20 protein-coding genes and 2 pseudogenes are annotated in these 24,526 nt (G+C 72.4%); 12 read left to right on the plus strand and 10 right to left on the minus strand.

What is annotated here, in order from left to right; translation table 11 throughout:
* Window positions 1-211: 211 nt before the first annotated feature.
* The 7 genes and pseudogenes from ABTX62_RS17380 to ABTX62_RS17410 all read left to right on the plus strand — a co-directional run.
* Window positions 212-1,720, plus strand: a pseudogene (locus ABTX62_RS17380) (LuxR C-terminal-related transcriptional regulator); the annotation flags it as partial.
* Between the two features lie 180 nt (window positions 1,721-1,900).
* Window positions 1,901-3,169 carry a PucR family transcriptional regulator gene (locus tag ABTX62_RS17385; RefSeq protein WP_352116955.1) on the plus strand — a complete coding sequence of 423 codons (1,269 nt, stop codon included), beginning with the start codon at window positions 1,901-1,903 and terminating at the stop codon, window positions 3,167-3,169.
* 278 nt (window positions 3,170-3,447) lie between these two features.
* Window positions 3,448-4,269, plus strand: a complete 822-nt coding sequence (locus ABTX62_RS17390) for an ABC transporter ATP-binding protein (RefSeq protein WP_352116956.1) — start codon at window positions 3,448-3,450, stop codon at window positions 4,267-4,269.
* Window positions 4,266-5,066 (plus strand): ABC transporter ATP-binding protein, encoded by an 801-nt coding sequence (locus ABTX62_RS17395; RefSeq protein WP_352116957.1) that lies wholly within the window; start codon window positions 4,266-4,268, stop codon window positions 5,064-5,066. The genes ABTX62_RS17390 and ABTX62_RS17395 overlap by 4 nt, the downstream gene beginning before the upstream one ends.
* Window positions 5,063-5,962: a branched-chain amino acid ABC transporter permease gene (locus ABTX62_RS17400; protein ID WP_352116958.1), complete on the plus strand. Its 900-nt coding sequence runs from the start codon at window positions 5,063-5,065 to the stop codon at window positions 5,960-5,962. Before ABTX62_RS17395 ends, ABTX62_RS17400 begins: the two co-directional genes overlap by 4 nt.
* 22 nt (window positions 5,963-5,984) lie before the next feature.
* Entirely contained in the window at window positions 5,985-7,097 is a 1,113-nt protein-coding gene (locus tag ABTX62_RS17405; RefSeq protein WP_352117005.1) for a branched-chain amino acid ABC transporter permease, read from the plus strand.
* Window positions 7,094-8,374, plus strand: a complete 1,281-nt coding sequence (locus ABTX62_RS17410) for an ABC transporter substrate-binding protein (RefSeq protein ID WP_352116959.1) — start codon at window positions 7,094-7,096, stop codon at window positions 8,372-8,374. Before ABTX62_RS17405 ends, ABTX62_RS17410 begins: the two co-directional genes overlap by 4 nt.
* Before the next feature lie 447 nt (window positions 8,375-8,821).
* Here ABTX62_RS17410 and ABTX62_RS17415 read toward each other — a convergent pair whose 3' ends face one another.
* A complete protein-coding gene (locus ABTX62_RS17415; protein WP_352116960.1) occupies window positions 8,822-9,439 on the minus strand; it encodes a dihydrofolate reductase family protein in 618 nt (205 codons plus the stop codon).
* 30 nt (window positions 9,440-9,469) lie between these two features.
* Window positions 9,470-10,405, minus strand: a complete 936-nt coding sequence (locus ABTX62_RS17420; RefSeq protein ID WP_352116961.1) for an NAD(P)-dependent oxidoreductase — start codon at window positions 10,403-10,405, stop codon at window positions 9,470-9,472.
* A 147-nt stretch (window positions 10,406-10,552) separates the two neighbouring features.
* Here ABTX62_RS17420 and ABTX62_RS17425 point away from each other — a divergent pair, with 147 nt between their 5' ends.
* On the plus strand, window positions 10,553-11,152 hold the full coding sequence (locus ABTX62_RS17425) for a TetR/AcrR family transcriptional regulator (protein WP_352117006.1): 600 nt from the start codon (window positions 10,553-10,555) through the stop codon (window positions 11,150-11,152).
* Between the two features lie 242 nt (window positions 11,153-11,394).
* Here ABTX62_RS17425 and ABTX62_RS17430 read toward each other — a convergent pair whose 3' ends face one another.
* A complete protein-coding gene (locus ABTX62_RS17430; protein WP_352116962.1) occupies window positions 11,395-11,928 on the minus strand; it encodes a GNAT family N-acetyltransferase in 534 nt (177 codons plus the stop codon).
* Window positions 11,929-12,052: 124 nt separating this feature from the next.
* Window positions 12,053-12,802, minus strand: coding sequence for a DUF1275 family protein (locus ABTX62_RS17435; protein ID WP_352116963.1), 750 nt, complete (start codon window positions 12,800-12,802; stop codon window positions 12,053-12,055).
* Window positions 12,803-13,037: 235 nt separating this feature from the next.
* On the opposite strand from ABTX62_RS17435, the gene ABTX62_RS17440 reads away from it, so the two are divergent.
* Window positions 13,038-15,197 (plus strand): ATP-binding SpoIIE family protein phosphatase, encoded by a 2,160-nt coding sequence (locus ABTX62_RS17440; protein WP_352116964.1) that lies wholly within the window; start codon window positions 13,038-13,040, stop codon window positions 15,195-15,197.
* A 73-nt stretch (window positions 15,198-15,270) separates the two neighbouring features.
* On the opposite strand, the gene ABTX62_RS17445 is transcribed toward ABTX62_RS17440, so the two are convergent.
* Together ABTX62_RS17445 and ABTX62_RS17450 are read right to left on the minus strand one after the other, a co-directional pair.
* Window positions 15,271-16,458 (minus strand): beta-ketoacyl-[acyl-carrier-protein] synthase family protein, encoded by a 1,188-nt coding sequence (locus tag ABTX62_RS17445; protein ID WP_352116965.1) that lies wholly within the window; start codon window positions 16,456-16,458, stop codon window positions 15,271-15,273.
* Window positions 16,459-17,524: 1,066 nt separating this feature from the next.
* The gene (locus ABTX62_RS17450) at window positions 17,525-18,430 is read right to left on the minus strand and encodes an NAD-dependent protein deacetylase (RefSeq protein ID WP_352116966.1); all 906 of its coding nucleotides are present in this window, start codon (window positions 18,428-18,430) and stop codon (window positions 17,525-17,527) included.
* 442 nt (window positions 18,431-18,872) lie between these two features.
* Here ABTX62_RS17450 and ABTX62_RS17455 point away from each other — a divergent pair, with 442 nt between their 5' ends.
* A complete protein-coding gene (locus ABTX62_RS17455) occupies window positions 18,873-19,151 on the plus strand; it encodes a GlsB/YeaQ/YmgE family stress response membrane protein (protein WP_283974059.1) in 279 nt (92 codons plus the stop codon).
* A 170-nt stretch (window positions 19,152-19,321) separates the two neighbouring features.
* Here the strand turns inward: ABTX62_RS17455 and ABTX62_RS17460 are convergent, their stop codons facing one another.
* The 3 genes from ABTX62_RS17460 to ABTX62_RS17470 all read right to left on the minus strand — a co-directional run bounded on the left by ABTX62_RS17460 (window position 19,322) and on the right by ABTX62_RS17470 (window position 22,208).
* Window positions 19,322-19,855: a DUF1062 domain-containing protein gene (locus tag ABTX62_RS17460; protein ID WP_352116967.1), complete on the minus strand. Its 534-nt coding sequence runs from the start codon at window positions 19,853-19,855 to the stop codon at window positions 19,322-19,324.
* Between the two features lie 274 nt (window positions 19,856-20,129).
* Complete coding sequence (locus ABTX62_RS17465) at window positions 20,130-21,470, minus strand: SGNH/GDSL hydrolase family protein (protein ID WP_352116968.1); 1,341 nt, start codon at window positions 21,468-21,470, stop codon at window positions 20,130-20,132.
* A gap of 360 nt (window positions 21,471-21,830) precedes the next feature.
* Window positions 21,831-22,208: an STAS domain-containing protein gene (locus tag ABTX62_RS17470; RefSeq protein ID WP_352116969.1), complete on the minus strand. Its 378-nt coding sequence runs from the start codon at window positions 22,206-22,208 to the stop codon at window positions 21,831-21,833.
* A gap of 154 nt (window positions 22,209-22,362) precedes the next feature.
* On the opposite strand from ABTX62_RS17470, the gene ABTX62_RS17475 reads away from it, so the two are divergent.
* Window positions 22,363-22,842 (plus strand): ATP-binding protein, encoded by a 480-nt coding sequence (locus ABTX62_RS17475; protein WP_352116970.1) that lies wholly within the window; start codon window positions 22,363-22,365, stop codon window positions 22,840-22,842.
* Between the two features lie 84 nt (window positions 22,843-22,926).
* Window positions 22,927-23,196, plus strand: a pseudogene (locus ABTX62_RS17480) (RidA family protein); the annotation flags it as partial.
* Between the two features lie 44 nt (window positions 23,197-23,240).
* On the opposite strand, the gene ABTX62_RS17485 reads toward ABTX62_RS17480, so the two are convergent.
* Entirely contained in the window at window positions 23,241-23,951 is a 711-nt protein-coding gene (locus ABTX62_RS17485; RefSeq protein WP_352116971.1) for a hypothetical protein, read from the minus strand.
* Window positions 23,952-24,526: the final 575 nt, after the last annotated feature.

A 24,526-nucleotide genomic window follows, 5' to 3' on the forward strand; every position in this document is an offset into this window, starting at 1 on the left:
CGTTGGGCCGCGGCACACACCGTCCCCCGGCCGAACTCGGCCGACGCGCGGATGGAGCTGCGAGTTTGCACGCTGGGACGCCCGGACGTCAGTGTTCCGGTCTTCCTTACGCGCAAGTAACCTCCGTTGGATGACCGGAGAAAGCAGCAGGGCGCGGACGGCACCCCGCACCGGGAGCCGGACCGGGCGGGACACCGCCCGGTCGGCCGCCGAGGACCGCGGTGGTGCCGAACTCGCGCGCGGCATACGCCAGTTGTTCGACGGGCCGGTGGGTGACGCGCGCGAGTCCCTGTTGCTGGCCGCATCCCTGCTGGCCCTGCACGCCCCCGAGACGGCCGAGGCCGCTCGCCTCTGCGCGGCAGACGCCGCATGGGCCTCGGGCGACGTGCCGGCCTGTCTGGCCGTCCTCGACGGTGCGGAGGACCCGGCGCGGGCCGTGGGGTGCGCCGCACCCGACACCGCGGCACACGGGACCGTACCCGAGGGCGGGCAGTCGGGGCCGGGGCCGGAATGGGCCCGGGACCCCTTCCTGCGCGACTACCGCGACGGCCTGCGGGCTCTGCTGGCCCGCAGGCCGGAGCACGCGGCCGGGCCGCTGCGGCGCGTGCTGGCCCAGGCGCACGTCGACGGCCGTCCGGAGCGGCTGCTGCGCGCCGCGGCGGCGGCCCTGCTGCTCGGTGACGTCCGGGCGGCTCGCACCGCAGGCTCACGCGCCCTCGCGGCCGCCCGGAACGCGGAAAGCGCCGCATACGAAGCACGGGCCCTGGAGTACCTGGCGTACGGCGAGCTGCGTGCCGGGCGCCATGCACAGGCCCGCGCCCACGCGGAGGAGGGCGTGCGGGCGGCTCTGCTGGCGGGCCACCGCAACATCGCGGCGAGCCATCACGTGCTGCTCGCCCTGGCCGCTTCGATCGAGGGGGACACCGCCGCGGTCGCGGCCCACGCCTCGGCCGCCCTGCGTACCGCCCGTCGCCATGGCCTGGCGCAGGCCGCGACGCTGGCGGAGTGGGCCATCGCCCGCGCCGACCTGGCCCGCGGCCGTCCCCTGGAGGCCGCCGACCGACTCGGCCCGCTCGTCGGGGCCGGTCCGCGGCGTGGTCACTTCGCGGTGTGGATGCTGGCCGTGCCCTGCTTCGTGGAGGCCGCGGTGCTCGCCGGGCAGCCGGAAGACGCGCGGGGGGTCGTGGACGATCTCGCCCGGTGGGCGGCCTTCGGTGCCGATCCGCACGCGCCCGCCCAGCTCGCGCGCTGCCGTGCCCTGCTGGCCGCCGATGACGGTGAGGCCGACGAGCTCTACCTGAGGGCACTCACCCTGCACGACGCGTCGGACGGCGACTTCGAGCGTGCCCGCACCGAGCTTCTCTACGGCCGGTGGCTGCGGCGGCGCCGTCGGCTGCGGGAGGCCCGTGGCAGGCTCGGAGCCGCCCTGGTCGCCTTCGAACGCTGCGGCGCCGGCGCCTGGGCCGACCAGACGCGCGGCGAGCTGCGCGCCAACGGAGCCGCGTCGGCCACGGAGCCGAGCGCGGGGCTCTCGCGGCTGACGCCGCAGCAGCTGCGGATCGCGCGCCACGTGGCCGAGGGCGCCACCAACAGGGAAGTGGCCCAGCGGCTGGCCGTCAGCACCCGCACGGTCGACTACCACCTGCGCAACGTCTTCGCGGCTCTCGGCGTGCGCTCCCGCGTCGAGCTGGCCCGTCTGGTCGACCAAGAGAGCCGCTGAGACCCGCTCCCCCGGTCGAAAAGGCTGCCGCACGCCTCTGGAGACCGACCGGACGGTATGTCATTCTCGAGGCAGGACTATGGAGTGACGGCGGCCGAACGCGCAGCGCACCCGCCGGACGCCGCTGAGCCCGGCCGGCGCCGGGCGCTGCCGGAAGGCCGAAGTCGGGGGAGGACCGCGATGCATCCTGCCGCACGCACACGCACGACGTTCCGCACCGGGCCGACCCCCGTTCCGCAGCCGCGGACACGCCGGATCCGGTCGCTGATCGACGCCGACGCGCTGCGCGTCCTGCACCGTGCGGCCCGTGCCCTGCTCGACGACCTGCCGGACCTGACCGACCGGCTGCTGGCGGTCCTGCGCGAGCAGGAACCGGCGTACCGGACGGCGCTGGAGCACGATCACGCCGCCACCTGGCAAGAGGTTCACCGCTCGTTGCGGCACAGCGTGACCTCGCTGCTCGACCCGCGCGGCACCCGCGAGGCCGCCCACCGCTGCACCTGGCGGATCGGTGTCGTCCGGGCCGAGCAGGGGCTGCCGCTGGACGCCCTGCTGCACGCGTTCCGGCTGGGCGGGTCCCTGGTGTGGCAGCGGCTGGTCGAGGAGACCACCCGCTCGGAACCGGAGGACATCCGGCTCCTCGTGCACGTGGCCACCGACGTGTGGAACTTCGTCGACGAGCACTGCACCCTCGTGGCGGACGCCTACCGGCAGGCAGAGCGGCAGCTCGCCTGGCGGCGCGAGAACCGGGTGCGTCTGCTGGCGGCGGCCCTCCTGGACGGCACGAGCCGGATCGCCGACCTGCCCGAGACCGCCGAGCGGCTGTGCCTGCCGGAGCACGGCCGGTACGTCGTCGTCGCGGTCACCGGCGGAGGCCCGCAGGATCCCGCGCCCGGCGGCAGCGTCTACCGGCACACGGGAGTGGAGGCGGACTACGGCATCGTCCTGCTCGGCGAAATGGGGGACGAGGAGGCCGGCCGGGACCCCGTGGTGGCCCTGGGCCTGCCCACCGACGGCCGGGCCGGATGCCGGATCGGGGTCGGAGGCGCCGTGACGGGACTCGCCGCCGTCGCGGACGCCCGGCGGCTGGCCGACCTGGCTCTGAGCATCTGCCCGCCCGAGGGCGGCACCGTCCGGCTCGACGAGCACCTGCCCGAGGCGCTGGTCGTCTCCTGCCCTGAGCTCGGCGCGACCCTCACCGAGCGGGTGCTCGGCCCGCTGCTGCGGCTCGAACCGTCCGACCGGGACGTTCTGCTGGACACCCTGGTCGCCTGGTTCGCCTGCGAGGGGTCCGCGCAGCGAGCCGGTGAACGGCTGTACTGCCACCGCAACACCGTCCTGAACCGGCTGCGCCGCTGCGAGCAGCTCATCGGCCGCTCCCTGGCGCGTCCGCACGACGTGGTGGAGATCAGCCTCGCCCTGACGGCGCGCCGCCTGCTGCCCGGCTGACGGGCGCTCCGCCGACGCCTGCCGGGCGAGGAAAGCGACCCGGCACGCACGACCAGGGCAGCGCGGCTGCCCGGGGCCTCCGGCTTCCGGAGGTCCCCGAGCTTCCGGGGCCCCGGCCGGTCGCCACCCTGGGCAGCCGCACAATCCCCGCCGACCCGCGTTGGGACCGCGCAGCCACCCGGTCCGAACGCCTGTACCGCGCGCCCGGGCCCGTGCTGTCGTGAGCTGCCCTTCCCCCGAAGCACCCGTGCCCGACGGCACGGATCCGAGGAGCCGTGATGCCCGAAGCACCACCGGACGAAGAGCCCGCCCTGCACGTCGAGGGCCTCGACGTGACCTACGGCCGCGCCCTGTCCGCCCTTCGCTCCGTGTCCCTGACCGTCCCGCACGGCACGGTCGTCGCCCTGCTCGGCGCCAACGGCGCGGGCAAGACGACCCTGCTGCGGGCGGTGTCGGGCACCCTGCGCCTGCACCGCGGCGCGATCACGGCAGGCCGCATCCGCTACGGCGCCACGCGCCTCGACGGCCGCGACCCGGTGGCCGCGGTACGCGCCGGAGTCGTGCAGGTCCCCGAGGGACGCCGGGTCTTCGCCGGACTCACCGTCGACGAGAACCTGCGCTCCGGCGGCCTCGGCCTCGGACGCCGCCGTCCGGACCGGGTCGCCGACGCCCGCGACCGGGTCTTCGCCCTGTTCCCGCGCCTCGCCGAACGCACCCGCCAGGCGGCGGGGCTGCTGTCCGGCGGCGAACAGCAGATGCTCGCCATCGGCCGGGCCCTCATGGCCGCGCCGCGCCTCCTCCTGCTCGACGAGCCCTCCCTGGGCCTCGCCCCCCAGATGGTCCACCGGATCGCCGAGGTCGTCCGCGAGATCAACGCCCAGGGCACCGCCGTCCTGCTCGTCGAGCAGAACGCGGGCATGGCGCTGTCCCTCGCCGACACCGCCCACGTCCTGGAGGTCGGCGAGGTCCGGCTCTCCGGGCCCGCGGACGAACTCGCCCGCACCGACGCCGTGAAGCGGCTGTACCTGGGCGAAACCACCGAAGAAGGCACCGGGCCCGCATCGAGAGCCGCGACCACCGAGGGGCAGGGAGCCGCGTGACCGTCCGCACCACCGCACCGCCCGAACTGACCGTGACGGACGTGACCGTCCGCTTCGCGGGGCTCACCGCCCTCGACGCGGTGTCCTTCACCGTCGCCCCGGGCTCCGTCCACGCGCTCATCGGACCCAACGGAGCGGGCAAGTCCACCTGCTTCAACGTGCTGTCGGGGCTGTGCCGCCCGGCCACGGGCACCGTACGACTCGGCGACGCCGACCTCACCCGGCTCGCTCCGCACCGCATCGCCGCCCTCGGCGTCGCCCGCACCTTCCAGAACATCGTCACCACCCAGGGCACGGTCGCCGACAACCTCATGCTCGGCCGCCACGCCCTGACCCGGGCCGGGTTCACCGCCAGTGCGCTGCGCCTGCCGCACGCCCGGCGCGAACAACGCGGGCACCTCGGCCGGGCTCGGGAGATCGCCGAACTGACCGGCCTGGCCACGCACTTCGACAGCCCGGTGGCCCTGCTGTCCTACGGCGACCGCAAGCGCGTGGAGTTCGCCCGCGCCCTGTGCCTGGAGCCCAGCGTCCTCCTGCTCGACGAGCCGGTCGCCGGCATGAACGCGGCCGAACGCGCCCGCACGGTGGAGGTCGTGCACACCGTGCGAGCCGAACTCGGCCTCTCCGTCGTCCTCGTGGAGCACGACATGGGCCTGGTCATGCGGCTCGCCGACGAGGTCACGGTCCTCGACTTCGGCCGCGTCATCGCCCACGGCACCCCGGACGAGGTCCGCCGCGACCCCGAGGTGCTGCGCGCCTACCTCGGCACCGGCGCCGAGCAGGAGGACGCGGCATGACCACCCTCCTGGACAACGTCTTCAACGGCCTCGCCCTCGGCGCGGTCTACGCCCTGGTCGCCCTCGGCTTCGTCATCATCTTCAAGGCCTCCGGCGTCATGAACTTCGCCCACGGCTCCCTGCTGCTGCTCGGCGGCTACCTCACCGCCGTACTCCACGACGACCTCGGCTTCGCCGGCGCCCTCGCGCTGTCGGTGCTCATCACGGCGGCCGTGGCCGGCGCCATGGACCGCTTCCTGCTCCAGACCGGCGGGGGAGCGGACCCGCACACGGCCCACGTGCAGACCATCGTCACCATCGGCGTCGACATCCTCATCCTCACCGACCTGTCGCGGCGCATCGGCGGCGACCTGCTCTCACTCGGCGACCCCTGGGGCGACGCGGTCAGCGGGCTCGGGCCGGTGACCGTCGCGGACAGCCGGATCGCCGCGATCGTGGTCTCCGGCGTGGTCATCGCAGGCGTCTTCGCCCTGTTCCGGTACACCTCGTGGGGCCTGTCGCTGCGTGCTGCCGCGGAGGACGTGGAAGCGGCCTCCCTGATGGGCGTGCGACTGGCGCGCATACGCATGCTCGCCTGGTGCCTCGCCGGAGCGCTGGCCGCCCTGGCGGCGGTCTTCCTCGCGGCGTTCCCCGCACCCGGACTGGAGCGCACCACCGGGCAGATCGCCCTGAAGGCGTTCCCGGCGGCGATCCTCGGCGGGATGGCCTCGCCGCCCGGCGCCCTCGCGGGCAGCCTGCTGATCGGCATGACCGAGGCGCTCGTGGCGGGCTACCAGTCCGATCTGCACGTCCTGGGCGAGGGGTTCGGCGACGTCGCCCCCTACGCGGTGATGGTGCTGGTGCTGCTGGTCAGGCCCACCGGGCTGTTCGGCGCGAAGGCGGCGGTCCGTGTCTGAACGACTCTCCCGCACCCGTGCGATCCGCCTGGGCCTGACCCTCGCGGCCGTCACGTTCCTGTGCGCCCTGCCCTTCTACCTCGACGCGTTCTGGCTGCGCATCGGACTGTTCTCGATGGCGGCCGCCGTCGGCGCCGTCGGCCTCGGCCTGCTGTCCGGAACGGCGGGCCAGCTCTCCCTCGGCCACGCCTTCTTCCTGGCCGTCGGCGCCTACGGCTACGTATGGCTGGCCGGTGAGCCCGGACCCGGCCTCCCGACCGCCGTGGCCGCCGTGCTCGCGGTCCTGCTCGCCGGGGCGGCCGGCGGACTCTTCAGCCCCGTCGCCGGCCGGGTGCGCGGCATCTACCTCGGCGTCGCCACCCTGGCCCTGGTCTTCCTCGGGCATCACGTCCTGCTCACCGCGGACTCCGTCACCGGCGGCTTCAACGGCCGCTCCGTGCCACCGCTGGAACTGGGCGGCTTCTCCTTCTCCGCGGACTCCGAACTGACCCTGCTGGGGGTGCCGTTCGGCTCCGAGGAACGGCTGTGGTACCTGGGACTGGCGCTGTTCGCGGTCACCTGGTTCACCGCCCGCGGACTGCTCAGGGGCCGTCCCGGACGTGCCCTGGTGGCGCTGCGCGACAGCGAGACCGCGGCCGCGGTGATGGGCGTGGACGTCTCCCGCTACCGCTCGGCGGCCTTCGTCGTCTCGTCGATGTACGCCGGGCTGGCAGGGGTGATGCTCGCACTCTCCTTCCGCCGCGTGGTGCCCGACTACTTCGGCCTGGTGCTGTCCGTCGACTACCTCGCCATGATCGTCATCGGCGGGCTGGGGTCGGTGGCCGGAGCGACCGCCGGCGCCGTCTTCGTCACCGCGCTGCCCCTGCTGATGACCCGCTACGCCGACCAGCTGCCCCTCGTGGCCGCCCCCGGCACCACCGGCGGCACGGTCGGCCCCACCGAGGCCGCCCGCTACCTCTACGGAGCGGCGATCGTCCTGATCCTGCTGTTCGCGCCCGACGGACTGCACGGCTTGATCCGCCGCCTGCGCGCCCGCCTGCGCGCCCGCCGAACCGCCGCCCCACCACCCGCGAACACCACCTCCCCGTCCCGACCGCACACGCCCGCCGCACCAGCCAAGGAGCCCACCCCGTGAAGCCCACGCACCACACCGCACCACGCACCAGAACGCTTCTGGCCACCGCCCTGGCGGCCCTGTTGCTCGCGGGCACCGGATGCAGTTCCAAGGCCGACTCCTCCGGCAGCACCGGCGACGGCGCCGACGGCGTCAAGACCGGGCCCGGAGTGACCGACAAGGTCATCAGACTCGGCGCCCTCACGGACCTCACCGGCCCCTACGCCACCCTCGGCAAGAGCATCGTGCAGGCCCAGCAGATGTGGGCGGACGAGGTGAACGCCCGCGGCGGCATCTGCGACCGGCGCATCGAGATCGTCGTCAAGGACCACGGCTACGACGTCCAGAAGGCCGTCACCGCCTACGCCGACCTCTCCGCGGACGTCGTGGCGCTGCCCCAGGTCATCGGCTCACCCGTGATGGCCGCGCTGCTCGACGACATCGAGCGCGACGCACTGCTCACCTTCCCGCAGGCATGGGCCGCCTCCCTGCTGGACCGGGACGCGGTCCAGGTCCTGGGCACCACCTACGACATCGACATGATCGCCGCGGTCGACTTCCTCACGCGCACCAAGGGCCTGGCCAAGGGCGACACGATCGGCCACGTCTACTTCGAGGGCGACTACGGCGCCAACGCCCTCGAGGGTTCGCAGTGGGCCGCGAAGAAGGCCGGCGTGAAGGTCGTCGGCCAGAAGATCAAGGCCACCGACACCGACCTGTCCGCGCAGGTCTCCGCGCTGCGCAAGGAAGGCGTGAAGGCCATCCTGATCAGCGCCGGACCGGCCCAGACGGCGTCGCTGGTCGGCGTCGCGGCCTCCCGCGGTCTGAAGGTGCCCGTGGTCAGCAGCGCCCCGGGTTACGCCCCGCAGCTCATGAAGACACCGGCCGCACCGGCCCTCACGGCCATGCTGAACGTGGTCAGCGCCGCGCCCGCGGTCAGCTCCGACCTGCCCGGCGTGCGCAAGATGGTCGCCTCCTACCAGAAGAAGTACCCGGACTCCCTCGTCGACTCCGGCGTGCTGTCCGGCTACAACGCCGCTCGGCTGATGGGCACCGACCTGGAGAAGGCCTGCGAGAAGGGCAGCCTCACCCGCGAGGACGTGGTCAAGGCCCACCGCTCCCAGTCCAAGGTCGACGTCGGCCTCGGCACCGCACAGAACTTCTCCGACAAGGCGCAGCCCGCGAGCACCTCGACCTATGTGCACAAGCCGGACGCCAAGGCCGTGGGAGCCGCGGTGAACCTGGAAGACGCCCATTCCGCACCGGGTGTCGAGGAATACCTCGCCTCCCGCAAGTAGCCGGACCCGCGGTGGGCCTGGAGTGACGTCCGGGCCGCCTCGCAGACGGCGTCCGGTGTCGTCCTCGCCGTCCGGCGAGCTGAGGAACACCGGCCGCCGCTCCGGCGGGACCCGGCCGGGCGGCAGCGGCTCCACCTCGACTTCGGGGCCGATGCACGCCGACCCGGCCGGGCACCCGTTCAGTCCGGTCCGCCACGGGAACCGGGCCGCTCCTCCTCAGCCGAACCCCAGGATGCGCGGCGCGAACGTGCCCTCCGGGCCGCCCGCGCGGCCGACCGACCACACGGTCGCCGTGCCCGGCACGGGCGCCAGCCGCAGCAGTGAGGAGTCACCCTCCCCGGCCGCGGCCGGTCGTCCCGCCCGGGAGCAGGAGGAGCGGCGCGTCGTCGTCGCCGAACGACTCGATACCCAGGGCGATTCCGTTGACGTCGAGAGGGGACATGCGGATCACCGGAGGACGTCGTAGGTCAGGTGCGTCACGGTCGATGTCGAGGTCACGCTCCGTTGCACCAGCGTGCGCGGCGCTCCACCGGTCAACAGCGGCGTCCCGGCGCCCAGCAGGACGGGCGCGAGGTGCAGCGACAGCACGTCGACCAGCCCGGCGTCGAGCGCCGAGCCGACCGTGGCGCCGCCGCCCATCAGGATCACGTCGAGGTCCCGGCCACGGGCCGTCGACGCCGCTTGCGCCCGCTCCCGCGCGGCGGCGACGGCGTCGGCCAGCCCGGTGGTGACGAACGTCCAGTCGAGGTCGGTGAGCCGCACCGACTCCGGCGGCGCGCTCGTCACGACGACGAAGGCGGGCTTGCCTACCTCGCCCGCGCCGTAGCCGGACGTGTCGTCCCAGCCGTGCGGCCCCTCGACCACCTCGAAGAGCCGGCGCCCGAGGACGACGGCGCCCGAGCGGGCCGTCCCCTCGCGCAGGACCCGGCGGTCCTCCGGGTCGTCGGAGAACGCCCACGTGTGCAGGGCCTCGCCACCGGTGCCCAGACCGTTGTCCGGGCCGGGGTCGGGACCGGTGACGAATCCGTCGAGGGAGACCGAGATGTCAGCGATGATGCGCGTCATACCGGGGCAGACTCGATCCGCCGCGCGAACTCATCGCTCACGGCTCAGCGACTCCTGAGCGGCCGGGCCGGCGGCCCGGTCCGCCGGAACGGGCGTGCGGGCGGACCGGGCCTCCAGCGCGTGCACCACGGCGACCATGTCCTCGCCGCCGTGGCCCTGCTGAACGGTCTCGTCGTAGAGGGCGTGGCACACGTCGAGGAGCGGGGAGGCGAGGCCGGTCCTGCGGGCGGCCTCGGCGATCAGGCGGTTGTTCTTCAGGACGTCCGCGGTGGCCGCCTGGACCGAGAAGTCACGTTCCAGCAGCTTCGGCGCCTTGACCCGGGAGACGGCGCTGGCCATGGGGCCCGCGTCCAGGACATCCCGCAGGAGACGCTGATCGAGCCTGTGCCGCTCGGCGAAGTGGAACGCCTCGGCGAGGCCCGTGACCACGGTGATCAGGAACAGGTTCACCGAGAACTTCAGCAGCAGCGCGCCCGGGACGGCCCCGCACACGAACGTGTCCCGGCACATGGGGGCCAGCAGCGGCCGTACCGCTGCCACGGTGTCGTCGTCGCCCGCCAGCATCCCCACCAGTTCGCCCCGCTCGGCGGGGACGCGGCTTCCGGAGACCGGGGCCTCGAGATAGCGCCCGCCTACGGCCCGGATGTCGTCCTGCAGACCGCTGGAGTACTCGGCCGAGGTCGTGCCCATGTGGACGACGGTGCGGCCGGCGACCCGCACGGTGAAGTCCGGGGTGCCGCGTCCCAGCACGGTGTCCACGGCCGCCTCGTCGGCCAGCATGAGGAACACCGTGGCCGCCCGCTCAAAGACCTCGGCGCTGCTCGGCGCGACGTCGGCGCCGAGGGCACGCAGCGGTTCGCATCGCTCGGGGGTGCGGTTCCAGACCACGAGTCGGATGCCGGCGCGAGCGAGGTTCAGTGCCATGGGCCGGCCCATGACCCCCAGACCGATGAAACCGACGTACATGACGCACCGCCTCCTCCGGCTCCCGTGGAGCCGGGCCACCGCTGTCACCCCTGACTATGACAGCGGTCATAGTAGCCGCGGCTATGACGGCGGTCATAGAGTGCGGCTCGGGGAAATCCGTGCGGCGAAAGGTGCTGGAGGTCGATGATGGGAAAGGCCGAACGGGGACCGCGCGAGCGGATGGTCTTCAGCGCGGCCCAGCTCATCCGGCGGGAGGGGGTGGCCTCCACCGGCATGCGCCAGGTCGCCGTCGACGCCGCGGCGCCACGGGGCTCGCTCCAGCACTACTTTCCCGGCGGCAAGACCCAGTTGGTCGACGAGGCGGTGGGCTGGGCGGGCGGATACGCGGCAGGCCGGGTCGCCCGCTTCCTGGCCGCACTGCCCGAGCCGACGCCGAGCGCGCTGTTCGCCGCGATGGTGCGTCAGTGGACCGAGGAATACGAGGCCGCCGGCTTCGCGGGCGGCTGCCCGGTGGCGGCCGCCACGGTCGACTGTGCGGAGTCGGTCGCCTCCACGCGGCAGGCGGCATCCGCCGCCTTCGCCACCTGGACCTGCGCGGTCGCCCAAGCCCTGACGGACATGGGCGTGCCCGAGGAACGGGCAGGCGCCCTCGCCACCCTCATGATCAGCAGCCTGGAGGGGGCGATCCTCCTGGCCCGGGCCGAGCAGGACGTCCGGGCCCTGACGACCGTGGCCCGCGAACTCGGCACCGTCCTCGACGCGGCCGTGCGGAAGCGGAACGGCTGACCGGGCGGCTCGGGCCGGAGACGGTGACGCACCGGCGGCGCGGACCGACGACGCCTGCGCGCCGCGAACACCTCCTCCCCGTCTTCCGACGCTCGTCCATGGTCGAGCGCGTCACCGGATCGGCATGGTCGGCTTGATGCGCCGTCCTCCGCCTGGGGTGACGGGTGAGCGGTCAGCCGTGGTGGAGAACGGCGGCCGCGACGACCGGTGACGTCACCCCCCGGCACCGGGCGCGTCGGGCGCTACTCCTGGTACTGGGTGAGGTCGATGCCGTAGAGCGCGAGGTCGTGGCCGTGGACCGGGTGCTGTGCCGTTCCCTCCGCCTCCATGCCGAGCTTGTCGAGGACGTTCGCGGAGGCTCGGTCGTCCGCTCGGCACACGGCGGCCACGCGATCCAGGCCGCGGTCCTGCACGGCGAACTCCAGCGTGGCGTGCGCCGCTTCGGAGGCGTATCCCTGACCCCAGAAGACTCGCCCGAGCCGCCAGCCGATCACCACCTGGCCGGCGATCCCGGCCGGGGCGTCGGCCACCGACAGACCCACGGCACCCGCCAGCTCACCGGAGCCCAGGAGTTCGACCGCGAACATCCCGAACCCTTCCTCGTCCCACTCCTCCTCCCAGGCCTCGATGTCCTCGGCGGTCCGCTCCAGCGAGCGCGGCCTGCCGTCGCCGATGCCCTGCATCGCCACGGGATCGGCGTGGATCTCGGACAGGGGGACGAGGTCGTCGTCGAGCCATCGGCGCAGGACAAGACGCGGTGTGCGGATTTCGGTCATGGGCCCATCCTGCCGACGCGGCCCCGGGATGGCGAACTGCGGCCCTCTCGCCCGGAGGCCGATGCTCCGCGGCCGCCGCCCGAGCAGCCGGCCCGGGTGGCGGGGCGCGGCACTGCTCCGGGTCCTAGGGGGTGTTCCCCGGGGCCGCCTCCGCTTCACGTGGCGGCGGTGCGACCGTGCCCACCGCCGCCAGGAGCAGTACCGCCGCCGCGATGACGAGCAGCGCCCGTCCCGTGCCCAGCGGCACCAGCAGCAGCGCGCCGAGCACACCGCCGCTGAAGATCCCGCCCACCGTGGCCGTCCACCGCGTCCTGGCCTGCCGTTGCTTCGCCGTCATCCCCCGCAGTGTCGCCCCCGGGCGTCTCAGCACGTCGTTGACGAGTTCGGCGATGGCCGTCTGGCTCAGCAGCGTCGGCATGCCCGGCACATGGACCCGCAGAGCGGTCGACGCGCGTACTCCCATGGCCAGCGCGACCAGTGCGACGGTTTTGCGGTCGTCGTCGGCGGCGACGGCCCCGGTGCCGTGCTCCGCCAGGGCCAGTGCCCCGGCGGACGCCAGCAGCACGGCCTCGCAGGCGAGCCCGAGCGGGAACCAAGGCCGTCCGCGCTCCGCGAGCCACGTCAGGACCACGCCTCCGGCGGCCGCCCCGACCACGAAGGCGCCGATCGCGGCGGCGGGCCGCGCCACCGGCACCGCGCCCTCCCCGGCCAGGGCGAAGGACAGGAAGAGCACGTTGCCGGTGGCCAGAGCGCAGAACACCTTCCCCATGGTCAGGAAGCTCACGGCGTCGACGGCCCCCGCCAGCACGGTGAGCACGGTCATGACGGCCACCCGCCGGACATCGGTCTCGAGCACCGGGGACGCATCGGGCATGGGGCCAGTGTGAGCAGCACCGACGTCCTACCGGCGCACGGCGGCCGGGACACGCGGCCGATGGCTGCGGCCGGGCTACCGGGGCCGCTCTCCGCGTTCGCCGGGCAGAGTGCCGGGTGTGGTCGAACCGGCCCCCGTGTTATTCAATGAGGTGTGCGGTCAGGGATCTCGGGGCCCCGCCGCACGGGTCCGCACACTGCCCCGGCACCGTGCCGGGGATTGCTGAGAGAGCCGCATGGACTCCACACCCCCGCCCTCGTCCTCCTCGGCGTTCGACCTGGTCAGCCGCGCCCTGGGGCGCTACATCCCGCGCGGTGGAGCGGCAACGGCCGGTTCTGCCGACGCGCGGGGCGACCGCCCCACGGGCGCACGGGTCCCCGACGACCCGACGGCGAGCCGTCAGGAGCAGATCCTCGGCGCCGTCAACCTGGACATGGACCTGAACATCACCCGCTGCAACCTGGACGCCCCCGTGTTCAGGGGCCTGGAGGCGGGGGCCGGGAAGTCGTTCGTCGAGCTGCTGCCCCCGGGGGACGTAGCGCCGGTGACACGGCGGTTGCGGCAGGTTCTCCAGAGCGGTGAGGCGCACGTCGCCCGCATCCAGCGCCTGCGGCGCGGCGACGGCTCGGAGCTCGTCGTCTCGATGAGCATCCTGCCCGCCGCGGCGCCGGAGGAGGGCCTGACCGTCTCCCTGATCGCCATGGCCAGGCGGCTGCACCTCTACGCCGCCGAGACCGCGATCGGCACCTCACTGGACATCGGGGAGACCGCACAGTCCCTGGCGGAGTCCTTGCTGGCCTGGGGTGACGTCGCCGCCGTCGACCTCGACTTCGCCGTCTGGACGGGCGAGGGAGTGTCCGGGAAGGGGCAGGGGCGCATCCGGCTGCGGCGGGCGGCCCTGGTGCCGGACCGTGCATGGCCCGAGGGGTACATGACCCCGGGCGACGACCTGCCCGGCGACGCGAGTCGCCTGCTGACGCAGGCGGTACTGCGGGACGACGCCCCGCAGACCATCGTCGTACCCGACCGGGAAGCGGTCGAGCGGGTCTTCGGCAGCCCACGCGTCGCGCGCGCCCTGGTGCCCAGCGACCGGTCGGCGGGTGTGGCGTGCATACCACTGGTCCTGGACGGCACTCCGCCCGTCGTGCTGGGCGTGGCGGAGGTCTGGCGCCGGGCCGACTGCCCCTTCCGCGACAGCGAGCTGTTCGACCTGCAGGAACTGGTGGCCAGGACGGCCCATCACGTCGACCTGGCTCGTCAGCACCAGCGCGAGCACACGCAGGTGCTGGCCTTGCAGCGCAGGCTCCTGCCGCGCACGGGCGGCGCCACCGTCGAGATCGCCAGCGTCTACCAGCCCGCCACCCCCGACAGCGCGGGCGTCGGCGGCGACTGGGTGAACAGCTTCCCCCTGCCCGACGGCCGTACCGCGCTGGTGGTCGGTGACGTCGTCGGCCATGGCCTGGGAGCCGCGGCGACCATGGGCCAGCTGAGTATGGAGGCCCGCGCGCTGCTGTCCGCGGGGCTCGCACCCGACGAGGTACTGGAGCACCTGGACGAGACCGTGTCGATGCTGGACGACGCGGACTCCGGACTGGCGGCCGGCTACAGCGCCCTCGGGTCGACCTGCTGCATCGCCCTCTACGATCCCGTCAGGCACGACGTGGCGCTGTCCAGCGCCGGCCACCTCCCCCCGGTTCTGGTCTCCCCGGACGGGCACGCGGGGCCGCTCCCGGTCCGCCCTCACCCCGGTCTGGGCGCCGAGTTCGCGCTGCGCGAGCCGTTCGACGTGTACACGTTCGCCGCACCGCCGGGTTCCCTGCTCGCCCTGTACACCGACGGTCTGGTGGAGGACCCCGCACTGTCGATCGACGAGGGCATCGGCAGGCTCGCGGGCGCCGTGTCCGTGGTGCATCCCTGGGACGCCCTGCAACAGGCCGTACGGCACATCGTCTCGGCGGTGGCCCCCGCGCGCCAGCGTGACGATGTGACCCTGCTGCTCGCTCGGATGATCGGCTACCGCAAGGAGGACACGGCGACCTGGCGACTGCCCGCCCGCCGCGACGCCCCCGCCCGCGCCCGCGCGCAGGTCTCCGCCCTGCTGAGGCAGTGGCGCACCCGGGACGACACCCGGTACAGCGTGATGCTGCTGGTCAGCGAGCTGGTCACGAACGCGGTGCGCTACGCCGCCGGCCCCGTCACGGTCCGGCTGATCAGGTCCGGTCACGGTCTGCTGTGCGAGGTCGGTGACACCGGCAACGGAAGACCGCGCGTGAGGCGGGTCGACCTGCTCGCCGACGGTGGCCGTGGCCTGAGCATCGTGCACCGGCTCACCACCCGGTGGGGGGTGCGCTGGACGGACACCGGGAAGGTGGTCTGGGCGGAGGTCTCGAGGTGACGCGGCTGCGCGCCGGGGACTACGCGGTGACGCCGGGGGCCCGTGGGCCGGCCCCCGGCGGGGCGCCCTCGCGCTACAGCCACACACCGTCCAGGGCCGTGGCGGTGAGACCCGGGGCGGCCGCGTACAGAACGGCGCGATGGCCCGGCTTCTGCTGCCCGGCGTCATGCGCCCGCCGCAGAATGTCGAACACGGCGGCGCCCCCGCGGTTGCCGCTGGTGTAGCTCTCCCGGCTGTAGTCCAGCAGCCCCGCCGGCCACGCGTCGGGCATCGTCTGCTCCATGTACTCCAGCACACGGGTCCCGCCGGGGTGCGCGAGCAGTACGTCGGGGTGCCAGGAGGTGGGGTCGTCCTGGTACCGGACGCGCAGCCACTCCCACATCGCGGTGACGGTCTGCTGTACGGCGCGCGGCCCGCGCCGGTCCATCACGAAGTGGGTCCCGTCCGCCCGCGTCTCCAGGCGGTGCAGGTCCTGGGTGCCGGGCAGGGTGTGGTGCCAGGCGGCGTCCAGCCGCAGCACCGACTCGGGCCTCTGGCGGCCCGTGACCACCGCGGCGACCGCGGTGTCCGCGAACAGCAACCGGACGATCAGGGACTCGAGGGTGTCGTCCGCGGGCTGGTAGGTCGTACTGAGCGCCTCCGCTATGACGACCAGGACCACCCGCTCGGGGTCGGCGGCCACGAGGTCCGCGGCCAGCGCCAGGGAACGGGTCCCCGCTATACAGGCCCACTGCGTGGCCGGCAGCAGCGTCACGTCGTCGCGGAGCGGAAGCTTGTTGGCCAGGGCTATGTCCAGCCCGGGAAGTGCTGGGGTCGTGGAGTGACTGGTGATCAGGCAGTCGACGTCGGCGGCGTCCAGTCCGGCGATCTGCAGGGCCCCGCGCGCCGCATGCTCACCGTAGGACTGCACGGCCTCCCAGGCCGGCGCCGTGCGCTCCTGGACGGTCTGCGGCGCGGGTACGGTTTCCAGGGCGGCGATCACGCGGTCCACGTCCTGCCGGGTGAACCCGTCGCGCGTCAACGCCTGTTGGGTCGGCTGGACGCCGACAGCCCGCAGTCCATTGCCCTTGCCGGGCGCGACGGCTGCCTCCAGCGGCAGCATCCAGCCACGGGTCTCGATGCCGGTACTGGCGGCGATGCCGTCGATGCGCGGCGCCCACGCCGCTTGCGGATGCCGATCGCTCACCTCCGCCACGATCTGGCTGGTCTTCACGGCGTGCTCGCCGTGTATCACGGCAGGGGGGCAGAGGTAAGCGGCCATGATGGTGCACCTTCCAAGGGGAACAGAGGGAATGCCACGTGTGCTGTGCCATGGGTCACTTTGGAGCTTCGCGCCCAAGAAGACGCCGATGAGCCCCATTTCAGGCGTCGGCATCCGATTCGAGCATGCACGCCAAATGGACATTTCCGCTGTGATGCAGACAACTTAGGCCCACCTTGGAGGGTGTGACACGCCTCACGACGGCACGGGTTCCAGCTTGCAGTGCGGAAGTGGCGGAGAAACGGGGGCTGTTCGATCAAGAGGTACTCCCGGATCCGCCCGGGCAGGCGAGCGCGTAGCCGGGCAGCGGTGCGCGGCGACGGGCGGAAGCAGGCGGCCCGCGTGGTGGGAGAGGGCGTGCGGAGCCGGCGGTTCGACGAGGGCGATGCCGGCCGCGCGGGTCAGGCGGGCGAGCTGCTGGGTGGCGTCGGCGCACGCCGTCGGGAGTAGCAGGGCCCAGTGACTTCGGTCAGCCCTCGGGCCGATCACCCCCCACCGACCGCACGGCCGGACCATCCTGACCCACGGTCAGGGCAGGGCAGGTCGACGGCGTGGCAGCCGGTCAACCCGGCCCTCGCGTACTGCTGCTACCTCAGCAGCTCGCTGAGGGAGGGGGAACCGGCTGGAACGGCTGCTCGTCACCGGCCCGGGCGGGCCGCCGGCACCGGGTGTACGGCATCCATCGGCCGCGGCGACCCTGGACACCTGGACACCTGGACGCTGATCGCCGGGCGCTGGCGATGAAGGCGTGGATCGCACTCTGCCAGATCCCGACGCTGCGACGTCCCTGGCCGAATGCCGTGTCGCGGCCCGGGAGTTGCCGAACGGCCCGGCGGCGGCACCGGTGACGTACGTCCTGCGGGCGGCGCGAGCGGAAGGGAGATTCCGGGGGAAGCCGAGGGCTGCGGCAACGGCTGGTTCACATACGCCGACAGCGGAGATGGGCGCTTCGTCGAGGGCCGGGGGTGCCGGATGCGTCCGAAACCACCGCGCCCGTGACGGTGAGGCCGAAGCGCGCGCGGCTCGTCTCCCGTTCCTCACTGATGGTCGGGGAATCCCCGCCCGATCACGCTCTCTCCTCCGCCCGGCCGTCGACCGGAATGCCGAGCCGGTCTGCCACGGTGGTGAGGGCCGTTCCCAGCGGAAGTGAAACCCTCGTGAGGGAGTGCTGGTCCCCGCGGGTCTGGTCCCGGTTGATGATCAGTACGGGCTTCCCGGTCTGAGCCGCCTGGCGGACGAAGCGGAGCCCCGACATCACCGTCAGCGAGGAGCCCAGAACCAGCAGCGAAGCCGCCCTGCGGACCAGTGCGCGGCAGTGTTCGACGCGCTGCGGCGGAACGGTCTCGCCGAAGAACACGACGTCGGGTTTCAGGATGCCGCCGCAGATCACGCAGGGCACCACGCGAAAGCCTCCGGCCTGTTCGTCGGTGAGATCGGCGTCACCGTCCGGATTGATTCCGGCCGCCACGGGCTCGAACCCCGGATTGGCCTCCTCCAGTCGCCGGGCGAGCTCACGGCGCGGACTGAAGGCGCCGCACGAAAGGCAGACGACCCTGGCCAGGGTCCCGTGGAGTTCCACGGCGTCCTCGCTGCCTGCGGCCTGATGCAGGCCGTCCACGTTCTGCGTGATGACACCCGAGAGCAGGCCCTGTCGTCCGAAGGCGGCCACAGCCCGGTGCCCGGCGTTGGGGAGGGCCCGGCCGAAGCTGCGCCAGCCCAGGTGGCTGCGCGCCCAGTACCGGCGCCGGGCCTGGGCGTCGGCGGTGAAGTCCTGGTAGGTCATCGGCGTGTGCCGACTGAGGCTCCCGCCCTCGCCCCGGTAGTCGGGGATGCCCGACTCCGTCGAGATCCCCGCTCCGCTGAGCACCAGCACACCGCCGGTGCTCAGCGCATCGACGACCGGCTCCAGATCCGTGGTGCCCGGCGGCAGATCCTCGGCCGGGGTCCAGCTCAGGGTGGGGCGCATGCGCATGCGGTCAGGGTACGGAACGGCGGCCCGAAACGGCTGCCGCGGACCGGAGGGCACCGGGTCTGCTCTTGTTCCCGCGCATCGCAACGTCGTGCAACGAAGCAGTTGCCGCTTTGGTGAATGCAACGCGGCTTGTCGCTCGCCGGAAACAACGAACCGGCCGACCGAGGAGCATGCCGTGCGCCTCGGGTCACCTTCGGAGCCGCGCAGGGCGCGGACTACCCGCCGATCGCGGAGGCCGTTCGGGAGGTCGCCGCCCGCAACGGCGAAGGGCACTGAGGGTGCGAGCGGCGGACGGACTGTCAGACCCCCTGCCTCTGCCGCCCGTTCCACCCCTCGGCTCCCGGTCCCACGGAGTCGACACCAGGAGGAGATGTTTGTTCGGGTGGAATCGGCGTACCCGATGAACTAACACATCCCTTATACGACGAAGCGGAGACACACCATGGGCATCATTGCTTGGATCATCATCGGGCTGCTCGCCGGCGCGATCGCCAAGGCCCTGATGCCGGGCAAGGACCCGGGCGGCATCATCATCACCATGCTCATCGGCATCGCCGGCGGTCTGCTCGGTGGTTGGCTCGGCAAGGTGATCTTCGGGGTCGACTCTATGGACGGGTTCTTCCACCTCTCCACCTGGATCGCCGCGATCGTCGGCTCCCTGGTCCTGCTCGCCATCTACCGCCTCGTCACCGGCAACCGGCACTCGCACCGTCACGCATGACGCGTTGAGGCATACGCCTCCGGACACACCAGGGCGGCTCCTTCCCCGGCGCAGGGGACGGAGCCGCCCTGGCGTGTCCGGGCCGCGCGCTCTGGAACGACCGGTCGTCCCCGCCTCGCTCAGGGAGGCAACCGTGCACGGCACGGCAGGCCCCTGGCCTTGAGGAGCGCTCAGCGTTTGATCGTGAAGGTGAAGTCGTCGGAGAGCTTGCCGTTCAGCCGGACTGCCGAAACGAGCTTCCCTTCCGCGATCAGCCTCTCGGTCTCGGCCCGTGAAGAACCGCATCCTCGGGCGATGAGCCGCACCGGCCGGACGGGAATCCGTGCCGCGAAGCGGACGGCGAGCTCGACCACTTCGCGGTCCCCGTGATCCGAACCGCCGGTGTCGAGACGCCAGGCGTCGTTCCAGTCGAGGGCGATGCGGTTGCGGCGCCGCACGACCGGGTCCTGCAGCAACTCGGCTGCCGGGACGGGGTCGTTGCCGTGCAGCCGGTCCAGCAGTTCGGGTCGTACGGAGCGCACACGCATCCGCTCCAGGACGGTGAGCTTCGCCGTTTCCTCGCAGGAGGTACAGAGCGCGAGGAGCCAGGCGTCGATGAGTTTGTGGTTCGCGTTGACACGGAACGCGCCGTCCGCCCGGAATCGCCGCGACGCGCACGCGTGGCAACGGCGGATGACGAGCGGCAGGCAGGTGGGCGCGACCATCCAGGTATCGAGCACAGAAGTACACCGGTTCCAGTGAGAAGTCCGCAGCAAAAAGCGGCGCGGCGCGCAGGCGCGACGCGCGACACATCAGCGCTTGGGAGGTCTCACAGGGTGTACAGGCACGTCCTCGCCCAGATGACTCGGTCCGTCGGCACGCTAGTGGCGAACGGCCGCGCGGTTCCACCGCTTTTTTGAACGCTCACGGCGACGGGCTCCCATCGGTGCCGTCAGCCCCGGCGCGTCCTTCACCGCCCTGTCGCTGCCGCCTGCTCGGTCAGGTGAAGCCGGGCGGGACAGGGGTCTGCTGGAAGAGCTCGGTGGGGACGGCGTCGGCAAGGGCCCGGTAGCCGGCCGGGTTGAGGTGAAGATGGTCGCCGACGTCGTAGGCGGGGGAGAGCCGACGGGGGTTCCGGGGATCGCGGACCGCCTGATCGAAGTCGATGACGGCGTCGAATCGGCCGCTGGTGCGGATCCACGCGTTGACCGCCTGCCGGGAGGACTCGTGGAGGCCGGCGGCGTCGTCGTAGCCGTTCCCCCCGAAGGGGGTGAGCGTGGCTCCGTAGACGTGGATGCCCTGGGCGTGTGCTCGGGTGATGATCTGCCGGTAGGCGTTGACGAGGTCGGCCGTGACCTGCTCCGCCGTCGACTCCGAGCTTCCGCCGGGGATGTCGTTGATCCCCTGGAAGACGAGGAGCCGGCTGACGCCGCTCTGGGCGAGGACGTCGCGGTCCAGCCGGGCCAGCGCGTTGGGGCCCGAGCCGTCGTGCAGGACGCGGTTGCCTCCGGCCGCTTGGTTGAGGATCGCGATGTCGGCGGTGGCAGGACGGGACTGGAGCCGGTCGAGGAGCTGATCGGGCCACCGGTCGTTCCTGTTGGTGGTGGATCCGCGTCCGTCGGTGAGAGAGTCACCCAGCATCACGGCCGCGGTGGTGGTGCGGGTGGACCATGCCTCGACGCCGCTGAGGAAGTACCAGTGATCGACCGGGGTGGCGCCCGGCAGGTCGCTGTCGCCGAGGTGGTCACCCGACAGCATGTGGGAGGTCGTTCGCGAGCCCGGGTGTGAGGTGATGGAGCCCGATGCCTGGCCGTCGGCCAGGTAGAGCGTGACAGTCAGATTGCTCCCCGGCCGGACCTCGAAGTCCAGTGGGTCGCTGACCGCCTGAGCCCCCTTCGGAATGTTGATGCCCGCACGCCCGCCGAACGTCACCGGACGCGTACTGCCGGGCACGACGGCACTGACGCCCGCGTTGCCGTCCGCCGGGTGTGCCATGGAGGCGGCGGTGACGGGCAGGTCCGCACCCCCGAACGCGTTGGACAGGCGTATCCGTGTGTACCGGCCGCCCACGGACACGCGTACCGTCTGGCGCAGTGTGGCGTCCACCAGGACGCGGTTGCCCCGGGTGAACGGAGCGGGCGGCAGGTCGGCGGGCTCGGTCAGTTGGGGCACGGCGGTCCATGTGGTGACCCAGTGCGCGTCCTTCGTCGTCGGGGTGGGGTAGCCGGACGGGTGGGTCGCTTCGTCGCGCGCCGCACCCGCCGCCGCGGAGGCGAAGGGACCGGTGGCCGCCACGGCCGGTGCGACGACGACATGCCCCGGCATTGTTCTTCGGGTCATGAACGACATTCCTCCGTCTGCGCGGGCGTGTGCTGCGAACCGGTCAGGCCGGACCTCGTGAAGTGGAGGCGGTTGGTGAAGGGAGACGCAGGCGTTCACGTAGAAGGACTGACGACATGGGTGCGAACTGCCTGGGGAATGTAGAGCTGCTCGCTCGTCGGGGTCAAGGTGCATGCGACGTGCGGTGATGCAGCGGACGCGAGTGGAGGGCGGGAGACTGTCCGTGTGTCCGCGTGCGTGGAATGCCCTGGCGTCGGCGCGGTGCATACCGATCGCCGACCCAAACATCGCGCTGCCGTGGTGAGCGGCCACGCCCGATGAAACCCCGTCGTCCGATCGGCTCGGGCCTTCGGCGGCCCGTCAGGCGCTGAGAGCCTCGTGGAGGGTTTCGCGGCAGTCGAGGATGGTGTCGATGCCGACGATGTGCATCGTGCGCTTCACGGACTCGCTCGCTGCGATCAGACGCAACCAGCCGCCGGCTTCGCTCAGCATGCGGTGGGCGGTGATGAGGATGTTGATGCCGGTGGAGTCCATGAAGGTCACACCGCTCATGTCGACCACCACGCGATGGCACGCGGCATCGGAGAAGTACAGAGCCTGCTGGAACCGGTTGCCGGTGTGGTGATCGATCTCTCCGGTGAGCGCCAGGACGCGGATGCCCTCCATGGTGGTGGAGACGACCGACAGCTGGTCCGACCTCTCAGCTGGTTCGGGGTTCGTCATATCTCCCTCAGCCATGTCGGTGATACTGGCAGACCGGAAATGTGTACCGGGTACTGCCTGCATCGTAGGGCCAACGCCGCCGGATGGCGGAGCCGACGACGGGCGCATCGGAGCGTCGACCGCGCTCACCCGGGTACGCGGAAGGTGTGTGCGGGGAGCGAAGGCAGCGATGAGGGAACCAGAGCCCTCGGGCCGTGAGGACGCGGCCCCGGCCGGGCGTGCTTGGCAGACCAGTGTGGCCCTGGACGGGGCCGGAACCGATATCGCTCAGGCCCGGCACCTGGCCGCGGACTTCCTGGCCAGGGGGCAGGCCGAACGAGGGCTGAAGGTCTCCCAGAGAGGCCTGGATCTCACGCAGCTCGTGGTCAGTGAGCTGGTGACCAATGTCTGCAAGTACGCACCGGGCCCGGCACTGATGAACCTCCGCGTCGATGGTGATGTGGTCGAGGTGACCGTGTGGGACTCCGACCCGGTACTGCCGGTGGCCAGGGGTGCCGACGCCGGCCGGGTGGGCCAGCACGGCCTGGAGATCGTGATGACGGTCGCCCAGGACTTCGAAGCGCGGCTGGAACGATTCGGCAAGAGCGTCACCGCCCGCATCGCCCTGACGGACGACCACGCCGACACGCCCCAGGACGACCGGCACTAGAGCCGCCTCAGCCGTGGCCAAGGGGCGCGGTGGCCAGGAATGTGGCCGTGACCGTGGCCGTCCCCGTCAGTGACAGCCGGTCCGGAACCTCTCCACAAGCGTGACATGGCCGCGCAGTTGGCGCTGAGCCTCGCCGACCTGGAGGCGGTGCTCGGCGAGGCCGGCATGTCCCTCGCGAACCTGGTCCGGCTCAACGTCTACACCACCGACGTGGATCTGCTGTTCCCGTACTCCGGCGTACTGGCGGGGCGATTGGCCGCGGTCGGGGCGGCGCCCACCACGACGATGCTCGGGGTGACCCGACTGGCGATCCCCGGTCAGATGGTGGAGCTGGAGGGAACCGCCGTGGCGTGAGGTGACCTGGCGGCCCGTCGAGCTGCCGCGCTCGGCGTCAGCGGTCAGTGGTCCGCGTCGTCGGTCTGCGCCTGAGTCTCGGGAACAGGGGTCGGCTCGGACGCCGGCGCACTGTAGAAGACTGACCTGCCCTGCTTGGTGCGCTCGGCCTGACTCTTGGCCACGAGACCCTCAAGCGTGACGCGTACGACCTTGGCGGCGATGTCGCGCTTGGGATGCGCCTTGCCGAGCGCTGTGGAGATCTCCGTGGCGGATCGGGGCTCCTTCTGGTCGGCGAGGTGCCGCCGGATGAGCTCCACGAGGGTGGGCTGCGCCGCCTTCGCAGCACCCGCCTTCGCAGCGCCTGCCTTCGCGGTGCTCACGTTCGCAGCGCCCGCCTTCGCGGTGCTCGCTTTCGCGGTTTCCGCCCCCTCGACCGGGGACTTCTTGGCGGCGCTCCTGCGCGGCGCGGCGGAGGAGGCAGGCGCCTTGGCCTTCCCGCCGGGTGCGGCACCGGCCTTCTTCCGCCGTGGAGAAGGAACCTCGACCCTCTCGGGCTCGGCGGCCTGCTCGGCCTGCGTCTTTGCGATACCGAGTGCCTTCTGCACGTTCACCAGTACGGTGTGGTCGCGCTGCAGAGCGGCGAGCTGCTCCTGCAGTGCGGCGATCTCCGCATTGATGCGTTCCTGTTCCTTGACGTTCGACTCTAGGTCGCCGGTCACCTGGTTGATGTACTGCGATGCCAGTTCGGTGGCGGGAACTGTTGTCTCGGGCATGGTGGTGAACCTTTCCTGGGCGTGTGACCGTGCCGCGATGATGCCTGCTCTCGGGCAGGAGTCTCGTCGGCCGGCAGCGACGCCGCATGTGCCGCAAGAGGCCTTGGTGTAGTGATGGTACGGACAAGAGCAGCCGGTTGTTCCCGTCGAGTGATGTTCCTTTGCTCGGCACGACCCTCGGTACTGCCATGCGCGGTGTACAACAGGACGGCTGCCAACGGGAGTTGTCTCATGCGACCGGGGCGGGAGATGCCCGAAGATGTCAGTGACGACCGCGCACCGCGCAAGGGTGGCGGGACAGTTCTGCCGGCACCGCAGCCGGAAGAGCCCCGGTGCGGATCGCTCACCGGGCGGACATGGCTCGGGACCACCGACGGCCGGTGACCACCGGTCAGGACGACTCGGAACCGCGGCAGCCGGGCAAGCACCGCATCGGTGGTTGACGCGGGGGGGGGGGGGGGGGGGGTGGGGGGGGGGGGGGGGGGGGGTCGGGGGGGGGGGGGGGGGGGGGGGTGTGGGGGGGGTGGGGGGGGGGGGTGCGGGGGGGGAGGTGTTGGGTGGGGGGGACAGGTGGC

It is taken from the genome of Streptomyces sp. NPDC096046, assembly GCF_040303285.1.
GTDB lineage: Bacteria > Actinomycetota > Actinomycetes > Streptomycetales > Streptomycetaceae > Streptomyces.

Coding starts and splice junctions, on each gene's coding strand:
- ABTX62_RS17385 (WP_352116955.1), top strand. CDS start 1,901: ATGCATCCTGCCGCACGCACACGCACGACGTTCCGCACCGGGCCGACC.
- ABTX62_RS17390 (WP_352116956.1), top strand. CDS start 3,448: ATGCCCGAAGCACCACCGGACGAAGAGCCCGCCCTGCACGTCGAGGGC.
- ABTX62_RS17400 (WP_352116958.1), top strand. CDS start 5,063: ATGACCACCCTCCTGGACAACGTCTTCAACGGCCTCGCCCTCGGCGCG.
- ABTX62_RS17415 (WP_352116960.1), bottom strand. CDS start 9,439: ATGACGCGCATCATCGCTGACATCTCGGTCTCCCTCGACGGATTCGTC.
- ABTX62_RS17420 (WP_352116961.1), bottom strand. CDS start 10,405: ATGTACGTCGGTTTCATCGGTCTGGGGGTCATGGGCCGGCCCATGGCA.
- ABTX62_RS17425 (WP_352117006.1), top strand. CDS start 10,553: ATGGGAAAGGCCGAACGGGGACCGCGCGAGCGGATGGTCTTCAGCGCG.
- ABTX62_RS17430 (WP_352116962.1), bottom strand. CDS start 11,928: ATGACCGAAATCCGCACACCGCGTCTTGTCCTGCGCCGATGGCTCGAC.
- ABTX62_RS17435 (WP_352116963.1), bottom strand. CDS start 12,802: ATGCCCGATGCGTCCCCGGTGCTCGAGACCGATGTCCGGCGGGTGGCC.
- ABTX62_RS17440 (WP_352116964.1), top strand. CDS start 13,038: ATGGACTCCACACCCCCGCCCTCGTCCTCCTCGGCGTTCGACCTGGTC.
- ABTX62_RS17445 (WP_352116965.1), bottom strand. CDS start 16,458: ATGGCCGCTTACCTCTGCCCCCCTGCCGTGATACACGGCGAGCACGCC.
- ABTX62_RS17450 (WP_352116966.1), bottom strand. CDS start 18,430: ATGCGCATGCGCCCCACCCTGAGCTGGACCCCGGCCGAGGATCTGCCG.
- ABTX62_RS17455 (WP_283974059.1), top strand. CDS start 18,873: ATGGGCATCATTGCTTGGATCATCATCGGGCTGCTCGCCGGCGCGATC.
- ABTX62_RS17460 (WP_352116967.1), bottom strand. CDS start 19,855: ATGGTCGCGCCCACCTGCCTGCCGCTCGTCATCCGCCGTTGCCACGCG.
- ABTX62_RS17465 (WP_352116968.1), bottom strand. CDS start 21,470: ATGACCCGAAGAACAATGCCGGGGCATGTCGTCGTCGCACCGGCCGTG.
- ABTX62_RS17470 (WP_352116969.1), bottom strand. CDS start 22,208: ATGGCTGAGGGAGATATGACGAACCCCGAACCAGCTGAGAGGTCGGAC.
- ABTX62_RS17475 (WP_352116970.1), top strand. CDS start 22,363: ATGAGGGAACCAGAGCCCTCGGGCCGTGAGGACGCGGCCCCGGCCGGG.
- ABTX62_RS17485 (WP_352116971.1), bottom strand. CDS start 23,951: ATGCCCGAGACAACAGTTCCCGCCACCGAACTGGCATCGCAGTACATC.